The organism is Streptomyces sp. NPDC034086 (genome assembly GCF_055575515.1).
Genome location: NZ_JBVISM010000016.1, coordinates 20138 through 35780, shown reverse-complemented (window position 1 = coordinate 35780; position 15643 = coordinate 20138). Strand labels below are relative to the sequence as shown.

17 protein-coding genes are annotated in these 15643 nt (G+C 72.0%); 8 read left to right on the top strand and 9 right to left on the bottom strand.

Going from position 1 to position 15643, the window contains the following annotated elements; translation table 11 throughout:
• Window positions 1–14 precede the first annotated feature (14 nt).
• Complete coding sequence (locus ACZ514_RS27435) at window positions 15–734, bottom strand: class E sortase (RefSeq protein WP_469125901.1); 720 nt, start codon at window positions 732–734, stop codon at window positions 15–17.
• Window positions 735–904: 170 nt separating this feature from the next.
• Window positions 905–1777: an endonuclease/exonuclease/phosphatase family protein gene (locus tag ACZ514_RS27430; RefSeq protein ID WP_469125900.1), complete on the bottom strand. Its 873-nt coding sequence runs from the start codon at window positions 1775–1777 to the stop codon at window positions 905–907.
• 92 nt (window positions 1778–1869) lie between these two features.
• Here ACZ514_RS27430 and ACZ514_RS27425 point away from each other — a divergent pair, with 92 nt between their 5' ends.
• Entirely contained in the window at window positions 1870–2985 is a 1116-nt protein-coding gene (locus ACZ514_RS27425) for an NADAR family protein (RefSeq protein ID WP_469125899.1), read from the top strand.
• A gap of 29 nt (window positions 2986–3014) precedes the next feature.
• On the opposite strand, the gene ACZ514_RS27420 is transcribed toward ACZ514_RS27425, so the two are convergent.
• The gene (locus ACZ514_RS27420; protein ID WP_468164706.1) at window positions 3015–3602 is read right to left on the bottom strand and encodes a hypothetical protein; all 588 of its coding nucleotides are present in this window, start codon (window positions 3600–3602) and stop codon (window positions 3015–3017) included.
• A gap of 60 nt (window positions 3603–3662) precedes the next feature.
• A complete protein-coding gene (locus ACZ514_RS27415; RefSeq protein ID WP_469125898.1) occupies window positions 3663–4361 on the bottom strand; it encodes a dioxygenase family protein in 699 nt (232 codons plus the stop codon).
• A gap of 201 nt (window positions 4362–4562) precedes the next feature.
• Between ACZ514_RS27415 and ACZ514_RS27410 the strand changes: the two genes are divergently transcribed.
• Window positions 4563–4823: a hypothetical protein gene (locus ACZ514_RS27410; RefSeq protein ID WP_469125897.1), complete on the top strand. Its 261-nt coding sequence runs from the start codon at window positions 4563–4565 to the stop codon at window positions 4821–4823.
• 84 nt (window positions 4824–4907) lie between these two features.
• On the opposite strand, the gene ACZ514_RS27405 is transcribed toward ACZ514_RS27410, so the two are convergent.
• The 4 genes from ACZ514_RS27405 to ACZ514_RS27390 all read right to left on the bottom strand — a co-directional run bounded on the left by ACZ514_RS27405 (window position 4908) and on the right by ACZ514_RS27390 (window position 9469).
• Window positions 4908–5777 (bottom strand): MBL fold metallo-hydrolase, encoded by an 870-nt coding sequence (locus ACZ514_RS27405; protein ID WP_468700835.1) that lies wholly within the window; start codon window positions 5775–5777, stop codon window positions 4908–4910.
• Window positions 5778–6006: 229 nt separating this feature from the next.
• A complete protein-coding gene (locus tag ACZ514_RS27400; RefSeq protein ID WP_468164711.1) occupies window positions 6007–6516 on the bottom strand; it encodes a RidA family protein in 510 nt (169 codons plus the stop codon).
• Window positions 6517–6650: 134 nt separating this feature from the next.
• Window positions 6651–7766 (bottom strand): AI-2E family transporter, encoded by a 1116-nt coding sequence (locus ACZ514_RS27395; protein WP_468164713.1) that lies wholly within the window; start codon window positions 7764–7766, stop codon window positions 6651–6653.
• Window positions 7767–7816: 50 nt separating this feature from the next.
• Window positions 7817–9469, bottom strand: coding sequence for a flavin-containing monooxygenase (locus tag ACZ514_RS27390; protein ID WP_469125896.1), 1653 nt, complete (start codon window positions 9467–9469; stop codon window positions 7817–7819).
• Window positions 9470–10189: 720 nt separating this feature from the next.
• Between ACZ514_RS27390 and ACZ514_RS27385 the strand changes: the two genes are divergently transcribed.
• The 5 genes from ACZ514_RS27385 to ACZ514_RS27365 all read left to right on the top strand — a co-directional run bounded on the left by ACZ514_RS27385 (window position 10190) and on the right by ACZ514_RS27365 (window position 14808).
• Window positions 10190–10783, top strand: a complete 594-nt coding sequence (locus ACZ514_RS27385; RefSeq protein ID WP_468164717.1) for a carbonic anhydrase — start codon at window positions 10190–10192, stop codon at window positions 10781–10783.
• Window positions 10784–10853: 70 nt separating this feature from the next.
• Window positions 10854–12311, top strand: a complete 1458-nt coding sequence (locus ACZ514_RS27380; protein WP_468164719.1) for a SulP family inorganic anion transporter — start codon at window positions 10854–10856, stop codon at window positions 12309–12311.
• A 347-nt stretch (window positions 12312–12658) separates the two neighbouring features.
• On the top strand, window positions 12659–12811 hold the full coding sequence (locus ACZ514_RS27375; protein WP_468164721.1) for a hypothetical protein: 153 nt from the start codon (window positions 12659–12661) through the stop codon (window positions 12809–12811).
• Window positions 12812–12949: 138 nt separating this feature from the next.
• The gene (locus tag ACZ514_RS27370) at window positions 12950–14296 is read left to right on the top strand and encodes a hypothetical protein (RefSeq protein WP_468164723.1); all 1347 of its coding nucleotides are present in this window, start codon (window positions 12950–12952) and stop codon (window positions 14294–14296) included.
• A complete protein-coding gene (locus ACZ514_RS27365; protein WP_468164725.1) occupies window positions 14293–14808 on the top strand; it encodes a glycine-rich domain-containing protein in 516 nt (171 codons plus the stop codon). The genes ACZ514_RS27370 and ACZ514_RS27365 overlap by 4 nt, the downstream gene beginning before the upstream one ends.
• A gap of 152 nt (window positions 14809–14960) precedes the next feature.
• Here ACZ514_RS27365 and ACZ514_RS27360 read toward each other — a convergent pair whose 3' ends face one another.
• Window positions 14961–15290: an RlpA-like double-psi beta-barrel domain-containing protein gene (locus tag ACZ514_RS27360; RefSeq protein WP_469125895.1), complete on the bottom strand. Its 330-nt coding sequence runs from the start codon at window positions 15288–15290 to the stop codon at window positions 14961–14963.
• Here ACZ514_RS27360 and ACZ514_RS27355 point away from each other — a divergent pair.
• Window positions 15289–15630 carry a hypothetical protein gene (locus ACZ514_RS27355; protein WP_468164729.1) on the top strand — a complete coding sequence of 114 codons (342 nt, stop codon included), beginning with the start codon at window positions 15289–15291 and terminating at the stop codon, window positions 15628–15630. The two genes, ACZ514_RS27360 and ACZ514_RS27355, sit on opposite strands and share 2 nt — an antisense overlap.
• The last annotated feature ends 13 nt before the right edge of the window (window positions 15631–15643 follow it).

The window sequence follows — 15643 nt, the reverse complement described above, 5'->3', positions numbered from 1 at the left end:
CCCGGCGGACGGTGTCAGGCGGCGGGTGCGGGCCCTGAGGTCTCGCGCAGGACGCCGATCTTGTCGATGCGGTGCTCGGGGTTGCCCTGCGCGTCGCTCCAGAAGTTCCCCTCGGCGTGGTCCTCGGGCGTGGCGCAGGTGGAGATCGTGATCATGGCCCGGGTGGGGGCCGCACCGGGCTTCCCGGGCACGGCGGCGCGCTGTTCGCTCAGCGAGCGCGCGGAGCGGAAGGAGGTCTCGCGGGTCTCGACGATCTCGTAGGTGTACGTCCGGCCGCCCGAGGTCACCAGGACCGTGTCGCCCTCGTCCACGGCGGGCAGGTCGCGCAGCGGGCCGCCCGCCGAGAGGCGGTGCGCGGTGACCAGGAAGTTGCCCACCCGGCCCGGTCCGGTCCCGCCGTCCTTCCCGTACGGGCTGGCCGCCACGCCCCGGTCCTGGATGCGGGTCCCCGGTGCGTCGTCGGTGGTGCCCTCGTAGGGCACGACGCGGAGTCCGACGATGCCCACGGAGGGTATGGACAGCGTCGATTCCCGGGTCGGGACGGGCTCGGGCTCCGGCGCGGAGGGGGTGGCGGGAGCCGGCGGGGAGGCTGCCGGGGCAGGCGTGGGCGAGGCGGAGGAAGCGGACGGGGCGGCCGTGCCCGCGGCGGCCGAGGGCCCGCACGCCGCCAGCAGGGCGACGACGGCACCGGCCAGTACGGCGGGGACGGCCCGGGAGGGCGGCGGCAGGGGCATGGGGCGGTTCCGTGTCGGTCGGCCGGGTCGTACGGCGGGGGGCCGGCGGGCGGGGTGCGGCAGGCGGGGGACCCGGTCCCCCCTGTCAGGGTGACACATGGCGGAACGGTCCATAAGGGCCCCGTCCTGTGACCTGGCTCCGCGCCCCGTGGCCGGGGCGCGCACCGGAATCAGCGGGCCGGCGGCCGGCCCGGGTCCAGGTCGGCGTGCACCAGGTGGTGGTCCGAGTGCGGGCTGGGGTCGACGCGGTGCGCGCGCGGGGTGAGGCCGCGCAGGAACACGTAGTCGAACGTGCTGTTCCAGTCGGTGGTCGTCGCGCACGCGCCGGCCGCGACGGTGCCGGGGCGGCAGCCGGGGTCCGTGTCCCGGGCCAGGGCCCACATCGGGCCGAGTTCGGGCGCGTGCGGCACGGCGTTGAAGTCGCCGAGGACGATCGCGCGGTCGTGTCGGGCGACTTCCGCGGCGAGGACCCGCACCTGGCCCGTCCGCACCTCCTCCTGCCTGCGTTCGGCGAGGTGGGTGTTGAACACGCGGACGGGCCGGCCGCCCACCAGTGTGGTGACGGCCTGGTACCCGCGGTCCTCGGAGCCGCCGTCGGGGTATTCGACGCTCACCGGGTCCGTCAACGGCGCCGCCGAGAGGATCGCCTGGCCGTAGCCGCCCGGCCGCCAGGGCATGCCCCCGCAGCGGTTCCAGTTCCGCTGGACCGTCCCGTAGGCGACCCGGTAGACCAGCCCGTGGACCTGCTCCAGGTACCCGCGGATCTGCTCGACGTCCCGCACGCACGCCTCCTGCAGGCCGATGACCTGCGGCGCGGACGTGGCGATCTCCGCCGCCCGGCCGAGGTTGCGCCCGCTCGCGCCGCACGGATTGCAGATGTTCCACGTGGCCACCCGGTCCGGTACGGCCTTCCGGGCGGCGTCCGACGGCAGGGACGCAGCGTCGGGGGCGCCACGGCCCGGTGCGCCGGGACCGAGGAGCAGCACCAGGCAGACCGCGGCCATCGCGCCCACGGCCCACCGCGCGCCCCTGCTCAGCACCATCGCCTCCCCGGATGTGGACGTACATCCTCACACGGCGGCCTCGACGCACGGTCGAGGTGCTTCCCGGCCGGTCCGTCCGGCATCATCACGGCATGATCGGCAAGCGCATCACCCACCGCACGGCGGACGGCGTCCGCGTACCGGGCACCTGGAGGCACGCGTTCATACGCAACGGCGGCTCCTACTTCCTCACCGACCTCTTCATCTACGCCGACGGCCTCGTCGACTGCTGGGAGCTGGTCACCCTCGACGAGTTCGAGCGGAAGCTGCGCCGCGGATGGGTGGCCACCAGCCTTCCGGACGGCGGGCGCGCCTCCGCGCACCACCTGGCGTCGTGGACGTTCGGTGAACCGCGCACCTGGCTGACGCCGGAGCTGCTGCTCGCCGAGGTCCGCGACACCATCGACGCCCTCAACGGCCGCCCCGACTCGACCGACCGCTGCCTCGCCGCGGTCGACGTCTTCATGGCGGACCGCACGGAGGACAACCGGGCCGCCGCCCGGGCCGCCTACCTGGCCGTCCCCGAGACCGTGCGGCACTACGCGCTCGGCGACATGGACCACAGGGACCTCCCCCTCCAGGTCCTGGTGGCGGGGCCCGGCGGCCGGACCGAGGACGAGCCCGGGGAGACGGTCACGCAGGAGGAGTACGACGAGGCCGTCGCCTACTTCGAGGACCGCGAGCGGTGGCTCGCGGACGCCCCTTCACGGGTGCCGGCAGACGGGCCGGCCGAGTCCTTCGCCCCCGCGGTGAAGATCTGCCAGTCGTATCCGCAGCGCGCCCTCGAGGACCCGGGCAAGCGGGCGCTGCGCAACGGCTACCCCGCCCCGATCACCGTCGACGACGTCACCTATCCGTCGGTGGCGCACGCCTACTGGGCCCGTTCCGTCGCCGACCCGCAGGTCCGGGCGGAGGTCGTGGCGGCGGAGTCGGGCGCGAAGGCCCGTACGGCCGCGGCCGCGGCGATGCGGTGCGAGGGCTGGGAGGGCGTGCGGACGGCGGTCATGGCCCGGCTGCTGCGCGCCAAGTACGAGCAGCACCCCGGCCTGGCGGCGATCCTGCTGGCCACGGGTGACGCGACCCTGCTCTACGACGACGCCGACTCGGGCTTCTGGGGCGACAACGGGGGCCGGGGCCGCAACTGGACGGGCCGCCTCCTGGAACTCGTCCGGTCCGAACTCCTGGTCCGGCAGAACCTCGCCGACTGAACGGAGTGCGGCTGCCTCTGCCTGCGGTCTCAGTGGAAGACGTCCAGCACGTCCGTCCAGGAGCCCTCGTCGGCGGTGGACCGCGACCGCATGGGGACCGGATCGGGGTAGGTCTCCGCCGCGGCCCTCGCGCGGACGACGTCCGGCCCGCCGCACGCCTCGACCGCGAAGGCACCGAAGACCTTGGCGAACGCGGCCGGGTCGTGGAACTCCACGCCGAACGCCCTGCCGTCCCGCAGCGGGACCCACACCGCCCGGACGGACCGTGTCCATTCCGCCACCGGACGGGTGTCCGCGGTCGACCGGCCCTCCAGCCACAGCCGCGCCACGTGCAGCAGGTTCACCTGCTCCATCGGTATCCGCCTGCGGCGCAGCCGTATCTCACGTTCCGTCAGCGCGACCCACTGGTCCTTCTTCGGGTACCAGGCGACGCCGATCCCGAACGGCGCCCACAGCACGAGCCCGATCATCGGCCAGACCACGGCGTGGTTCCACGACCGGATCACCGCCCCGTCCAGCAGGGTCACGGCCCCGAAGAACAGGACCCACTTCGCCGTCATCCGCCAGAACCCGCTGCCTTGCCGGTACAGGACCCGCCGCTTCCCCGTCATCGCCATGCCCGCACGCTATCCGCCCGCCCGGCGCTCCCCGTGGGCCCCCCCTCCGGCAGCACCGGGTCAGGCGATGCCGATGGTGTACGCGGCGCGGAACCCGGCGCCGTCCGGGACGGGAGCGAGCGTGAGCGCGGCGCCGGACTCCCGGTAGCGGTCGTCACGCTCGTTGGGGTGCTGGGGCACCTCGCGCCGCGCGTAGGGCGGGCGCGCGTACAGCTCCTTCAGCAGGTCCTCGGGGAAGAACAGTTGGGAGGTGGCTTCGGAGCGGTTGTCCGTGCGTACCTTGAAGTGGATGTGGGGGGCGAGTTCGGCGTACCAGCCGGGCACGACGGTCCGGAAGGTGCACCGGCCGGCGCTGTCGGTGAACTGGGTGCCGCGCAGCCAGGTGGCGCCGTCGGCGGAGTAGTCACCGGCGGCGTCCGCCTGCCAGACGTCGACGGCGGCCCCCTCGAGCGGCCGGCAGCCGTCGGAGGTACGGACGACGGTCAGGTCCAGCCGGAACGGAACGCCCTCGCGCCCTCCCGTGACGTCGGAACGGACCAGGTCGAGGTCGAGGTAGTACGGACCGGGCCCCCACTCGGTGGTCAGTACGCAGCCCGGTGCGGCGCCGCTGCCCCGCGGATCCGGCCGCGGGCGGGGATCGGCGTCCGTGCTCGCGGCGGCCGAAGCGGCCAGGGTGGAGGCGAGTGCGGCCACACCGGCCGTGCCGGCGGCCAGCAGGACCGCGCGACGGGGGGTGGGGGCAGGGTCGTTCCGGGTCATGGGGGCTCCCTCGGGGTAGGGGTGCCGTCGCGCTTCGGCGGCCGGCGGGCAACACTGTGCCCGCCGGCCCCGGAGGGCGGACTGACCGACACGGGCCGGGGCGCCGAGTTCGCACCATTTCGTCAATGCCGGTGTCACAGTCCGGAGAAACGTTCTTCATACGACGATTTCTCGTAACCGGCCGATAACCGCGAGGTGGTTATGGAAGACGATTTCGCTATCGACCCGTACAAGAGGGTCACGGACCGAGATCTTGCGCGCCTGATGCGCCGCGGCATGGAGGAAATGGCCGAGGACCCGGCCGCGACGGAGGTCTATGAACGGGTACGCCACAGGCAGGATCTGGCAGAGGACCGGGCCCACAGAGAGCGTTCCGAAAGATCCGCGGCCATCGGGTTCCTGGCCGGACTGGCGATCCTGGTGATTCTCGTCGCGCACTCCATCGCCACCTTCCGGACGTAAAGCGAAGGGAAAAGCACGGGTGGCGGCCCGGGCCTTCGCGCGGTTATCGCCGGTCGTGCTGGAGTGCGCCGGGGGCCGGTCCCTTCACCAGCGCACGGCGGTGAAGTCGACCGGCCGGGGACTCAGCCGCCGGGTGCGCTCCGCGAGGTCACTCAGCCGCAGGGACATCTCGTCGGCGGGGAGCCTGCGGCGGTCGCCGTGGCCCGGCAGGACCCACTCGAAGCGGATCCGCCGGGCTGTCCGGGCCAGTGAGGCGGCCAGTTCCTCGATGGAGTACCAGGTGACGCTTTCCGCGACTTCCAGGTCCCCGGTGGTGCGTGACCAGTAGAAGCTGTCCCCGCTGAAGCAGTACCGGTCATCCGCGAGGTAGAGCACGCTGCCCTCCGTGTGGCCGGGGAGCGGGTGGGCGGTGACTCCCGCTCCGATCTCCCGGGGTTCGAGGCCCCGGATCACCTGGTCCGCGTCCGGTGCCGCGTCGAGGTCACCCTCGTGGATCCACAGGCGGGCGCCGAAGTGGTCCGCGTAGCGGCGGCCGTGCGCGGCGTGGTCGCGGTGGGTGAGGAGTACGTCGGTGACCCGGCCGGATTCCGCGTACCGCTCGGCGAGGCCTCGGCTCCAGCGCGGTGTGTCGATCATCATCACCGTGCCGGAGGGCCGCAGGAGCAGGTAGGAGTTGGCCCCCGCGGTGCGCTGTGAGTTGTGACCGCACAGCAGTACGCCGTCGTCCAGCGCCATGGGGAAGGGATCGAGCCGCCGGTCCGGCTGCCCGGTGGCGGGGCGGATCGAGCGGGTGGGGCAGGCGAAGACGGCCGCGTGCAAGCGCCGCGTCTCGGCTTCACCGCGTGGGGGGCGCAGGACGCGGGACTTCCCGTCGGCCTCGCCGATCAGCCCGGGCGCGAGCTGGCGTGCGACATCGCAGTTGAAGCAACGGTCGTCCACGTACCAGTCGTCCATGAGGGGTTCCCTTCGCGGAGGGCCGACGGACCCGGTCAGGTCCTTCCTCCAGGGATACCCCGCCCTCGGCCGGAACCGGAAGGCCCTGCCGATCTTGTGCTTCGGGGCGCGACCCTGTCTGACGTGGTCGAGACGGGGGGCTCGGCGGCCGCCCGCCGGGGCCGGCGCGAGGGCCCCTTCGCCGTACGGCGGAGGGGCCCTCGTGCGGTGACGCCGTGGTACCAGCCGGTCAGGAGCGCGGTGTCACCTTGACGATGGCTTCGATCTCCACGAGCTGCTCGGGGACCGACATGTCGCTGACGCCCACGATGGTGTCGGTCGTGCGGTGCTTGCCGACGTACTCCTTGTGCAGCCGGGCGGCCGTGTCGAAGTTCTGGCGGAGGTCCTTCGTGAAGATCTTCATGCTGATGATCTGGCTGCGCGGCACCTTGTAGTGCGCGAGGACCTTGTCCAGGTTGTCGAACGACGTGCGGACCTGCTTCTCGAAGTCGCCGGCGCCCACGAAGTTCCCGGCCGCGTCGTGGGACACCTGCCCCGAGATGTAGATCGTGTCCCCGGCCCTGATGCCCTGCGAGTACCCGTAGGACTCCTCCCACGGCACCCCGAACCCGAAGTGGTCCCAGCCGCGGCGTCCCTGGTCCTGCGCGCTGGCGCCCTGCAGTCCCGTGAAGGTGATCATCGCGGCCACGATCGCGGCCACCACGGCGCCGATGCCGAACCTGCGCCTTGACTTGGTCATTCCTCTTGTCCTTTCGTCCCCGGAGGAGTCCGGAGCCCCGACGCTGTCACGGCGAAAGGGAGAACTCCTCGCACGGGAATCGAGTGGACGTCAGGTCGCGCCGGTGCCGCAGCGGTTCCCTGGGACGGGTGGTCCTACGAGGGGGCCGGGGCCGTGGGGAGCGCCTCGTCGGCCTGCGGCTCGTGCGGTGGTTCGCCGAGCTGGTCGCGCAGGTAGTTCCAGACGACGGCCAGGAGGGCGGCCGCCGGTACGGCCAGCAGGCTGCCGACGACGCCGGCGAGGTTGCCGCCCAGCGTGACCGCGAGCAGGACCACCGCCGCGTGGAGGCCGAGGCCGCGGCTCTGGATCATGGGCTGGAAGACGTTGCCCTCGAGCTGCTGCACCACGACGATGATCGCCAGCACGATCAGCGCGTCCGTCAGGCCGTTCGACACCAGCGCGATGAGCACCGCCACCAGACCGGCGAAGAGGGCTCCGACGATCGGCACGAACGCGGAGACGAAGGTCAGCACCGCCAGCGGCAGTACCAGCGGTACGCCCACGATCCACAGGCCCAGGCCGATGAACACGGCGTCGAGGAGACCGACGAAGGCCTGGGAGCGGACGAACGAGCCCAGGGTCAGCCAGCCGCGTTCGGCCACCACCGGGATGTCGGTGGCCAGCCGGCCGGGCAGCTGGCGGGTGAGCCACGGCAGGAAGCGGGGGCCGTCCTTGAGGAAGAAGAACATCAGGAAGACCGCCAGGATGGCCGTGACCAGGCCGTTGAAGACGGTGCTCACTCCCGTGACGACGGTGGAGACGGCACTGCCGACACTGTTCTGGAGGCGGGCCACCGCGGCGTCGAAGGCGCCGGTGATCTGGTCGTTGCCGATGTTCAGCGGCGGCCCGGCGGCCCACTCGCGCAGCTGCCGGATCCCCTCGGAGACGCCTTCGACCAGTTCGCCGGACTGGGACGCCACGGGTACGGCGATCAGCGCCCCGATACCGGCGGCCACCAGCAGGAACAGCACGGTCACCACGGAGGCGGCCAGGGCCGGGGGCCACCCGCGCCGGCGCAGGAACGCGGCCAGGGGCCAGGTCAGGGTGGTGAGGAAGAGAGCGACTATGAGCGGCCAGACCACCGACCACATGCGGCCCACGACCCACAGGGTCACCGCCACCATGACCAGGACCACCAGCGACTCGGCGGAGACCCGTGCCGTCGTGCGGAGGGCGGCGGCGGCTCGTGCGGAGCTGAGTGTGACAGACATGGGGTCACCCTATTCACATGCCGTTCTGGGCCGGGTACCGCCGCCGCCGGTCACGGGGGCGGTACCGCTCCCGCCGGTGACTCGGTGCCGGAGAGGACGAAGCCGGTGTATCCGTCCCGGGCGGCGGCGTCGCATGCCGCCCGGTACCGGTCCAGCCCGCCCGCGTACGCCAGGAACACCCGCGGCTTGCCCGGTACGTTCGCTCCCGTGTACCAGGATGCCACGGCCGGGTAGAGCGTCCTGGCGGCGGTCTCCGCCACGTGGGTGCCCCAGGCGGCTTCTGCCTCCGCGGTGGCGTCGATCTCCGTGAGGCCGTGGTCCCGCATGTGGGCGATGCAGTCGGTGATCCAGTCCACCTGCTGTTCCAGGGACACCGCGATGTTGGAGAGCACGGACGGGCTGAGGGGGCCGAGGACGGTGAAGAGGTTGGGGAAGCCGGCCGACATCAGCCCCAGGTGGTTCCGCGGGCCGTCCGCCCACTTCTCCCGGAGCGTCACCCCGCCCTTGCCCACGATGTCCAGGGCGAGTTGCGAGCCGGTCAGGGCGTCGAAGCCGGTCGCGAGGACGATGACGTCGAAGGCGTGCTCCCCCTCCGAGGTCCGGATGCCCTGGGGTGTGATCGTCTCGATCGGGTGGGTGCGCAGGTCCACCAGGGTCACGTGGGGCTGGTTGTAGGTGGCGTAGTAGCCGGTGCCCAGGCAGGGTCGTTTGGTGGCGAACGGGAAGCGCGGGGAGAGCAGTTCGGCCGTCGCCGGGTCGGTGACGATCGACCGGATCTTGGACCGGACGAACGCGGCCACGGTCTCGTTGGCCTTCTCGTCGGTCAGGATGTCGGTGTACGTGCGGAGCAGCCCGCTGAGCAGACCCGAGTTCCAGGCGGCCTCGTAGGCCGCGGTGCGCTCCGCCTCGTCCGCCTCCAGGGCCGAACCGGTCGGCGGCTCGAAGACGGTCCCGCCCCGGGACAGCCTCTGGGCCCGGCGGAACTCCGGGTAGCGCGCCTTGAGTTCGGCGATTTCCGTGCCGTGCAGCGGGCGGTTGCGGGCCGGCAGGACGTAGGCCGGGGTGCGCTGGAAGACGGTGAGGGCGGCCGCTTCCCCGGCGATGACCGGGATGGCCTGGACACCGGAGCATCCGGTTCCTATGACGGCGACCCTCTTGCCGGCGAAGGACACGTCCTCGTGCGGCCAGCGGGCGGTGTGGTGGAGGGCACCCGTGAAGGTCTCCGATCCGGGGATCCCCGGATCGTTGGGGACGGACATGCAGCCCGAGGCCAGTATGAGGAACCGGGCGCTGACACTGCGTCCGGTGTCCGTGGAGACCTGCCAGACGTGACGGTGCTCGTCGTAGGCGGCGCGGGTGACGCGGGTGCGCAGGCTGATGTGTCCGCGCAGGTCGAAGCGGTCGGCGACGTGGTGGATGTAGCGCAGGATCTCCGGCTGGGACGCGTAGCGCTCGCTCCACTCCCACTCCTGGTCCAGTTCCGGGGAGAAGGAGTAGGAGTACGACATGCTTTCGACGTCGCAGCGGGCGCCGGGGTACCGGTTCCAGTACCAGGTCCCGCCGATGTCGTCACCCGCTTCGAAGACCACTGCCGTCAGGCCGAGTTGCCTCAGCCGGTACAGCTGGAAGAGACCGGAGAGGCCGGCCCCGACGACGACCGCGTCGACGGGACGGGTGGAGGGAGGGGCGGTGGCGGTGTCCATCGGGTTCTCCATCTCCCCGCACGCGGCGCGGCCCTGCGCCGTGACGGGGCGGGTACGGTCGTCGTGCGCGGGGCCGGCGAAGACGTAAGAAGACGTAAGACGTAGTGGACGGGAGCGCGTTCCCGTGCGCTCCAGGCGTCACGGGAAGTGACCGTACCCCACGGTCCGACCGCCATGGCTTCCCGCCGTTCACCCATTCTGCTGGGGGGCGCACTCTCGACTCGTCCTCCACCACCGGTACGCCTCGGTGCGCCACCGTGGCAAATGCGCCACTTTCCGCACCGGGAACGGTACTTGGCCATATTTTGGCCATGACTTGACCCTCGACGGTGAGGTAATCTCCAGGCAAAGAGGTGTTCGTGCGGCAGTCAAGCCGACTAACTGACGCTCCTCGTCATGGACTGGCACGCTCCGGCCCATGGCCGTCTTACCGAAGGAGGAAAGGGCACTGATGCGGCGGCGGAGTTCCCACCATTCCGGCCACGGGCCGGCATGGCCGCTCCCCGGGCGCAGACGTTCCCGCTCCTGCCCCCGGGCGGCGGAAATCCCTTTCGCGCGGTAGGCGAAAGTCCTTTCCCGTTTCGAACACCTCATCGCGTCGACGATGACGCACAAGCCTGCGGCGCGCCCTTCGGGCGCGTCCGCATACCCATCGACTGATGACCTGAACACACCGCGCCCGCACACCCCCGTGGTGAGGGGCGCAGGAGAAAGGCCACCATGAAGTCCCTGGTTGACAACGCGCGATCCTTCTCGGCGCATGTGGCGGAGCGCGCCGAGGAGTTCAACGCACTCGAGGCCGGGCAGAGCCCCGAGGTCCTCTTCATCACCTGCTCCGACTCCCGCGTGATCCCCTCGCTGATCACCGGCGCCCGCCCGGGTGAGCTGTTCGAGCTCCGCACGGCGGGCAACATCGTGCCCGAGTACAGCGCCCACCGCCCCGCCGCCGAGACGGCCACCATCGAGTACGCGGTGCGGGTGCTCGGGGTCCGCGACATCATCGTGTGCGGGCACTCCCACTGCGGGGCGGTCAACGCCCTGGTGAGCGGGGGTGATCTCTCCGGACTGCCCGCGGTGCGAGGGTGGTTGGAGCACTCGGCCGTCCAGCCCGAGACGGCCACGCCCCTCTCCCCCGACCTCGCCGAAGCCGTCCAGCGTCACGCGGTCGCCCAGCTGGAACGGCTGCGCACCCACCCGTGCATCGCGGAACGCGTCGAGGCCGGAACCCTGGCGGTGCACGCCTGGTACTACGAGGTCCACACCGGAGCCGTCAGGGAGTACGGACCGGACGACGACTCCTTCCGGCCGCTGTGACCCCCATCCGCCCGCCCCACGGGCCACCCCACCCACCCTTTCCGCTCCGGCCCCGCAAGGAAACCCGCTGATGACCCTCACCCTCAAAAAGCCCGCCCATCTGCGGCGTGACGCCCTGGCGTCCCTCGTCGTCTTCCTCGTGGCCCTCCCCTTGTGCGTGGGAGTCGCCGTCGCCTCCGGAGTTCCCGCGGAACTCGGCCTGATCACCGGTATCGTCGGCGGACTGGTCGTCGGGTTCCTGCCCGGCAGTTCCCTCCAGGTCAGCGGTCCGGCCGCCGGCCTGACCGTACTGGTCTTCGAGGCCGTCCAGGAGTTCGGCCTCGGCACCCTGGGCGCCATCGTCCTGATCGCCGGTCTGGCCCAACTCGCCCTGGGCGCACTGCGGTTCGGCCGTTTCTTCCGCGCCATCACGGTCTCGGTGGTCCAGGGAATGCTCGCCGGAATCGGCCTGGTCCTGATCTTCGGGCAGCTCTACACCATGGCCGACGTCAAGCAGCCCCGCTCCGGGATCGACAAGATCCTGGGCATGCCGCGCCTGGCCGCCGAGATCGCCACCTCCGGCCACGCCCTGACCGCGTTCGGCATCGGGGCGGGCACCATCGCCGTCCTCGTCCTGTGGGGGAAGCTCCCGGCCAAGGTCCGGACGGTTCCCGGTCCGCTGGCCGCGGTCGCCCTGGCCACGGCCGTCACCGCGGTGGCCGGCTGGTCGGTTCCCCGCGTCGACGTGCAAGGACTGCTCTCCGCCGTCCAGCCGCCCGGGACGTCCGACTTCGTCGCTCTGGGCAGCCTCGCCGCCGTCGGCACGGTCATCGCCTTCGCCCTGATCGCGTCGGCCGAGAGCCTCTTCAGCGCCGCCGCCGTCGACCGCATGCACGACGGACCGCGGACCGACTTCGACAAGGAACTGATGGCGCAGGGCGTCGGCAACGCCATCTGCGGCGTGCTCGGCGCCCTGCCCCTGACCGCCGTCATCGTCCGCAGCTCCGCCAACGTCCAGGCCGGAGCCAGGACGAAGCTCTCCCGCATCCTGCACGGGCTGTGGCTGGTGCTCTTCGCCGCCCTCCTCCCGGCCGCGATCGGCGTCATTCCGCTGGCCGCGCTCGCCGGGGTCCTCGTCCACGCGGGCTGCAAGCTCATCCCCGTCAAGGACCTGCTGCCCCTGTGGCGCTCGCACCGGGGTGAAGTCCTCGTCCTGGCCGTCACCGCGATCGCCATCATCACCACCAGCATGTTCGAAGGCGTCCTCCTCGGCATCGCCCTCGCCGTGGTGAAGAGCGCTTGGGAGACCTCGCACGTCCGCCTCGACGTCCACGAGACGACCGACGGCCGGTTCCTCGTCACCCTGACCGGCTCGGCCACCTTCCTGCGCCTGCCGCACATGCTGGAAACCCTCGAAGCGCTCCCGGCCGGCCACCCCGTGGAACTCGACCTCTCCGGGCTGCGCCACCTCGACCACGCCTGCCGCACCACCCTGGAGAACTGGGCTCACCAGCGCGGTGCCACCATCGGGGAACTCGCCAGAACCTGACCACCGCGCACACCGGGGCCGGTGCCGCTCCGTACGGCCCGGCCCCTCGGCGTCCCGCGGCGTCACCTCGGCGTCGCCGCGACGTCCCTTCGGCGTACCCGGCCAATCGCTCGCCGCTGCCGGCGCCCCGGGTGCGCCGCGGGCCGGGGTGGCCTCGTCCCCGCCGCTCGTTGCGCGCCCCAGCCGCCTCACACGCCACAGGGATAGCCCTCTGTTTCGGCCTCCTTCTGCCGGATACGCGCCAACTCTTGGTTATCCGTTGACCGTTCCTTGCCGTGTTTTTTAATTTCGTACGGCGGCGCACACCACTGCGCGCCGCCTTTCCCACCATCTCTGGAGGTACTCCCATGGAGCAGCTCATCCGCAAGATGACCCAGGACGACGTGTGGCGCCGCTGGGTGGAGGCCAACTCCGCGCAGGGTGCGAAGGACGGGTGCATCAGCGCCTCTCCCAAGGCCGGCTGCATCAGCGTGACCGGCAAGAGCGGTTGCATCTCCTGACGCGTCCGGCCAAGCCGGTCAGCCGGAGGTGACGGCCCGTCGGGGCGGAGGGCGGTGGCAGCGTCCCCGCCCGCCCCGGCCCGGCGGCCCGCACCCCCGGGGACCCCCGCCCCGCACGCCCCACAACGGAAAGTGGCCATGGACGGCACAGCCAACCCGACCGGCATCCCGCACTCGGAGGGACTCCCGGTCTCCGACGTCATCGACTGCGTCCGGGACATCCCGGTCTACCGCTCCGCCCTCGACCGGGGCGCCTTTCCCGTCCTGGAGAAGCCGGAGATCGCCCGCGGCTTCCCGGACAACTGGATGACCCCGCGCCTGGCCGCCGCCCTCGAGGCCGGTGAGGCCGAGTACGTCTGGTCGACCGGCACGCACCACGCCCGGATGCGGCTCATCCGGCCGCCGTACTTCCTGCTGCGTTCCTACTACCGCCTGTGGAGCGAGCACCCGGACCTGGCGAAGACCTGGGAGAGCGGCTGCCGGCGGGTCTCGCTGACCACCGTGCTCGCCACCGAGCACGTGGCGCGCGTCAACGCCCGCCGCGACGGCACCGAGCCGGCCGCCGTGCCGGCCCTGGAGGACCGCAGGCTCGACGAGCGCACCCTGTACCTCAACACGCGGCTGGACCCCGCACGGTGGGACCGGGCCGACGTCGAGCGGATGCTGGCCGAGATACGCGGGGTCTGTTCCGCTCATCCGGACGGCGCCTACCACCTGGACTGCTCCGGCTACCACCTCGCGCACCTGGTGCACCGCGCCTCGGCGTTCGGCCTGTGGAACCCGGAGGCGTTCCCGCAGCCGGCGAGCATCGTCACCGCGTACGAGTACACCCCGGTCAATGTGCGCCGGTACCTCACGCAACGGTTCGGCGTGCCGGTGATCGACCTCTTCGGCAGCACCGAGCTGGGGTACCTCTACTACAGCGACCGGCACGGCCGCTACCACCCCTACCTGGACCGGATGGGCATCGAACTCGTCCCGGTGGCCCCCGGCAGCGGGATCCACAGCCTGATCGTCACCAGCATCCGCAACCCGTACATGCCGCTGGTGCGCTACCGCTCCGGCGACTGCGTCCGCACCTCGGACGGCAGTACCGACCCCGAGAAGGTGGTCGCGTTCTGCGGACGCGAGAAGGAACTGCTGGAGACCCCCCACGGCCCCGTCGCCCAGGCCGACCTGGACGACCGCGTGGCCGCCACCGCACCGGAGGTCTTCCTCTACAGCCTCGAAGCGGACGGCGCCCGCCCCGGCGCCCCGGCCCGGCTGCGCTACACCACCTTCGACGGGGAACCGCTGGCCGCCGGTCCGGCCGCCGCGCTCGCCGCCGAACTCACCGCCCTCACCGGACGCCCCTGCACCACGGGGCACGCCGCCCACCTGCCGATCGGCGCGTCCGGCAAGTACGCCTGGCTGGCGCCCGCCACCGGCCCGGACCTGCCCGGCGCGGACCAGCCCGGCCCGGACCCCCGAGGAGAGACCGCATGAGCCCCCGTGTGACGCCCGAAACCCTGCGCGCGCTGCTCGGTGAGCCGCTGCACGAGGAGGCGGTGCGCCACGCCGAACGCCGCACCGGCGTCGCGCGGCCGTTCGCCGAACGGCAGGTGCTGGAATGCCTGCGCCACCTCTACCTCGTCTCCGCCCACCCGGACCGGCTCGGCGGACTGTTCCTCCCGGTCGAACAGGACATCGACGAGATCTGGCACTACCTCATCCTCCAGACCCGCGAGTACCGCACGCTGTGCGAGGAACGGCTTCCGGGGGGCTTCTTCATCCACCACCGCAGCATCGGCTACGAGGAGTACCAGGCCGAGCCCGGACGCGAGCAGGCCGTTGAGGAGGCGCTGCGCTGGATCCCGCTGTACTGCGCGGAGTTCGGTCCCATGGACGAGGGGATCCTGCCGCACTGGACGATCGTCCGCTTCCTGCACGAGGGACTGAACCTGTCCCTCGCCGAGATCTCGGCCCTCGAAGCGGCACCGGAGCCGGTCGCGCCCTGACGTTCCCCGCGGCCGGCGGCACGGCCCTGTTCGCGGCTCCGCCCCCCGGCCGCAGCGGTGGGGGGCGCCCGGCGGGCCCCCGCCGACTCCAGCTGGGACGGGGGCCCGCCTGTTCGCCGATCAGGCGCGAGCCGTACGGCGGGGCGCACGGGCTACTTCGCGAAGCGCCAGGTGACGTCGATCTTCCCCCGGTCGAGGGGGGCGAGCGCCTTGAACGCGGCGGGCGTCAGATCGAGGCCGTACCTTCCCGCGCCCGGGGCCTCGTCGACGACCGTGACGGTGATGGACTTCCCCTTGTGGGTGACCACCACCTTGCGGCCGCAGGTCGGCGCCGGGTATCCGCCTCCGAACATGGTGGGATCCAGCGCCACGGCGAAATCGGTGTCCATGGTGACCCGGCCGCAGGCCCCCATGCCGGCGGAGTAGAAGGTCGCCGTTCCCTTGTAGCTCGGCGCCGTTGGCTTGCCCGGTGCCGGTGACATGGTCGTCCTGCCGGGCTCCGGCGGCGGTGTCGTCGTCCTGCCCGGCGCCGGGGGCCGGGTCGTCGCCCTGCCGGTTGACGACGGCGGTGCGCTCGTGCCGCCCGGTGCCACGGGCGGCGACGTCGTACCGCCGGGCTGCGGAACGAGGGCGGGACGGGACGCCCCACCCTGTCCGGGGAACCCCGACGAAGGGTCCGAAGCCGCCGCCACCGAGAGGGCGGTGGTGGTCTCCTCGGAAGCGGAGGCCGTGGCGACGGTGATCACAGCGGTGGTACCTGCGACCAGCAGCGCGGCTACTGCGGTGGTGCCGATGGTTGCCTTCATCGCGCTCTTTCTCTGAGGGGCTGCGTTCC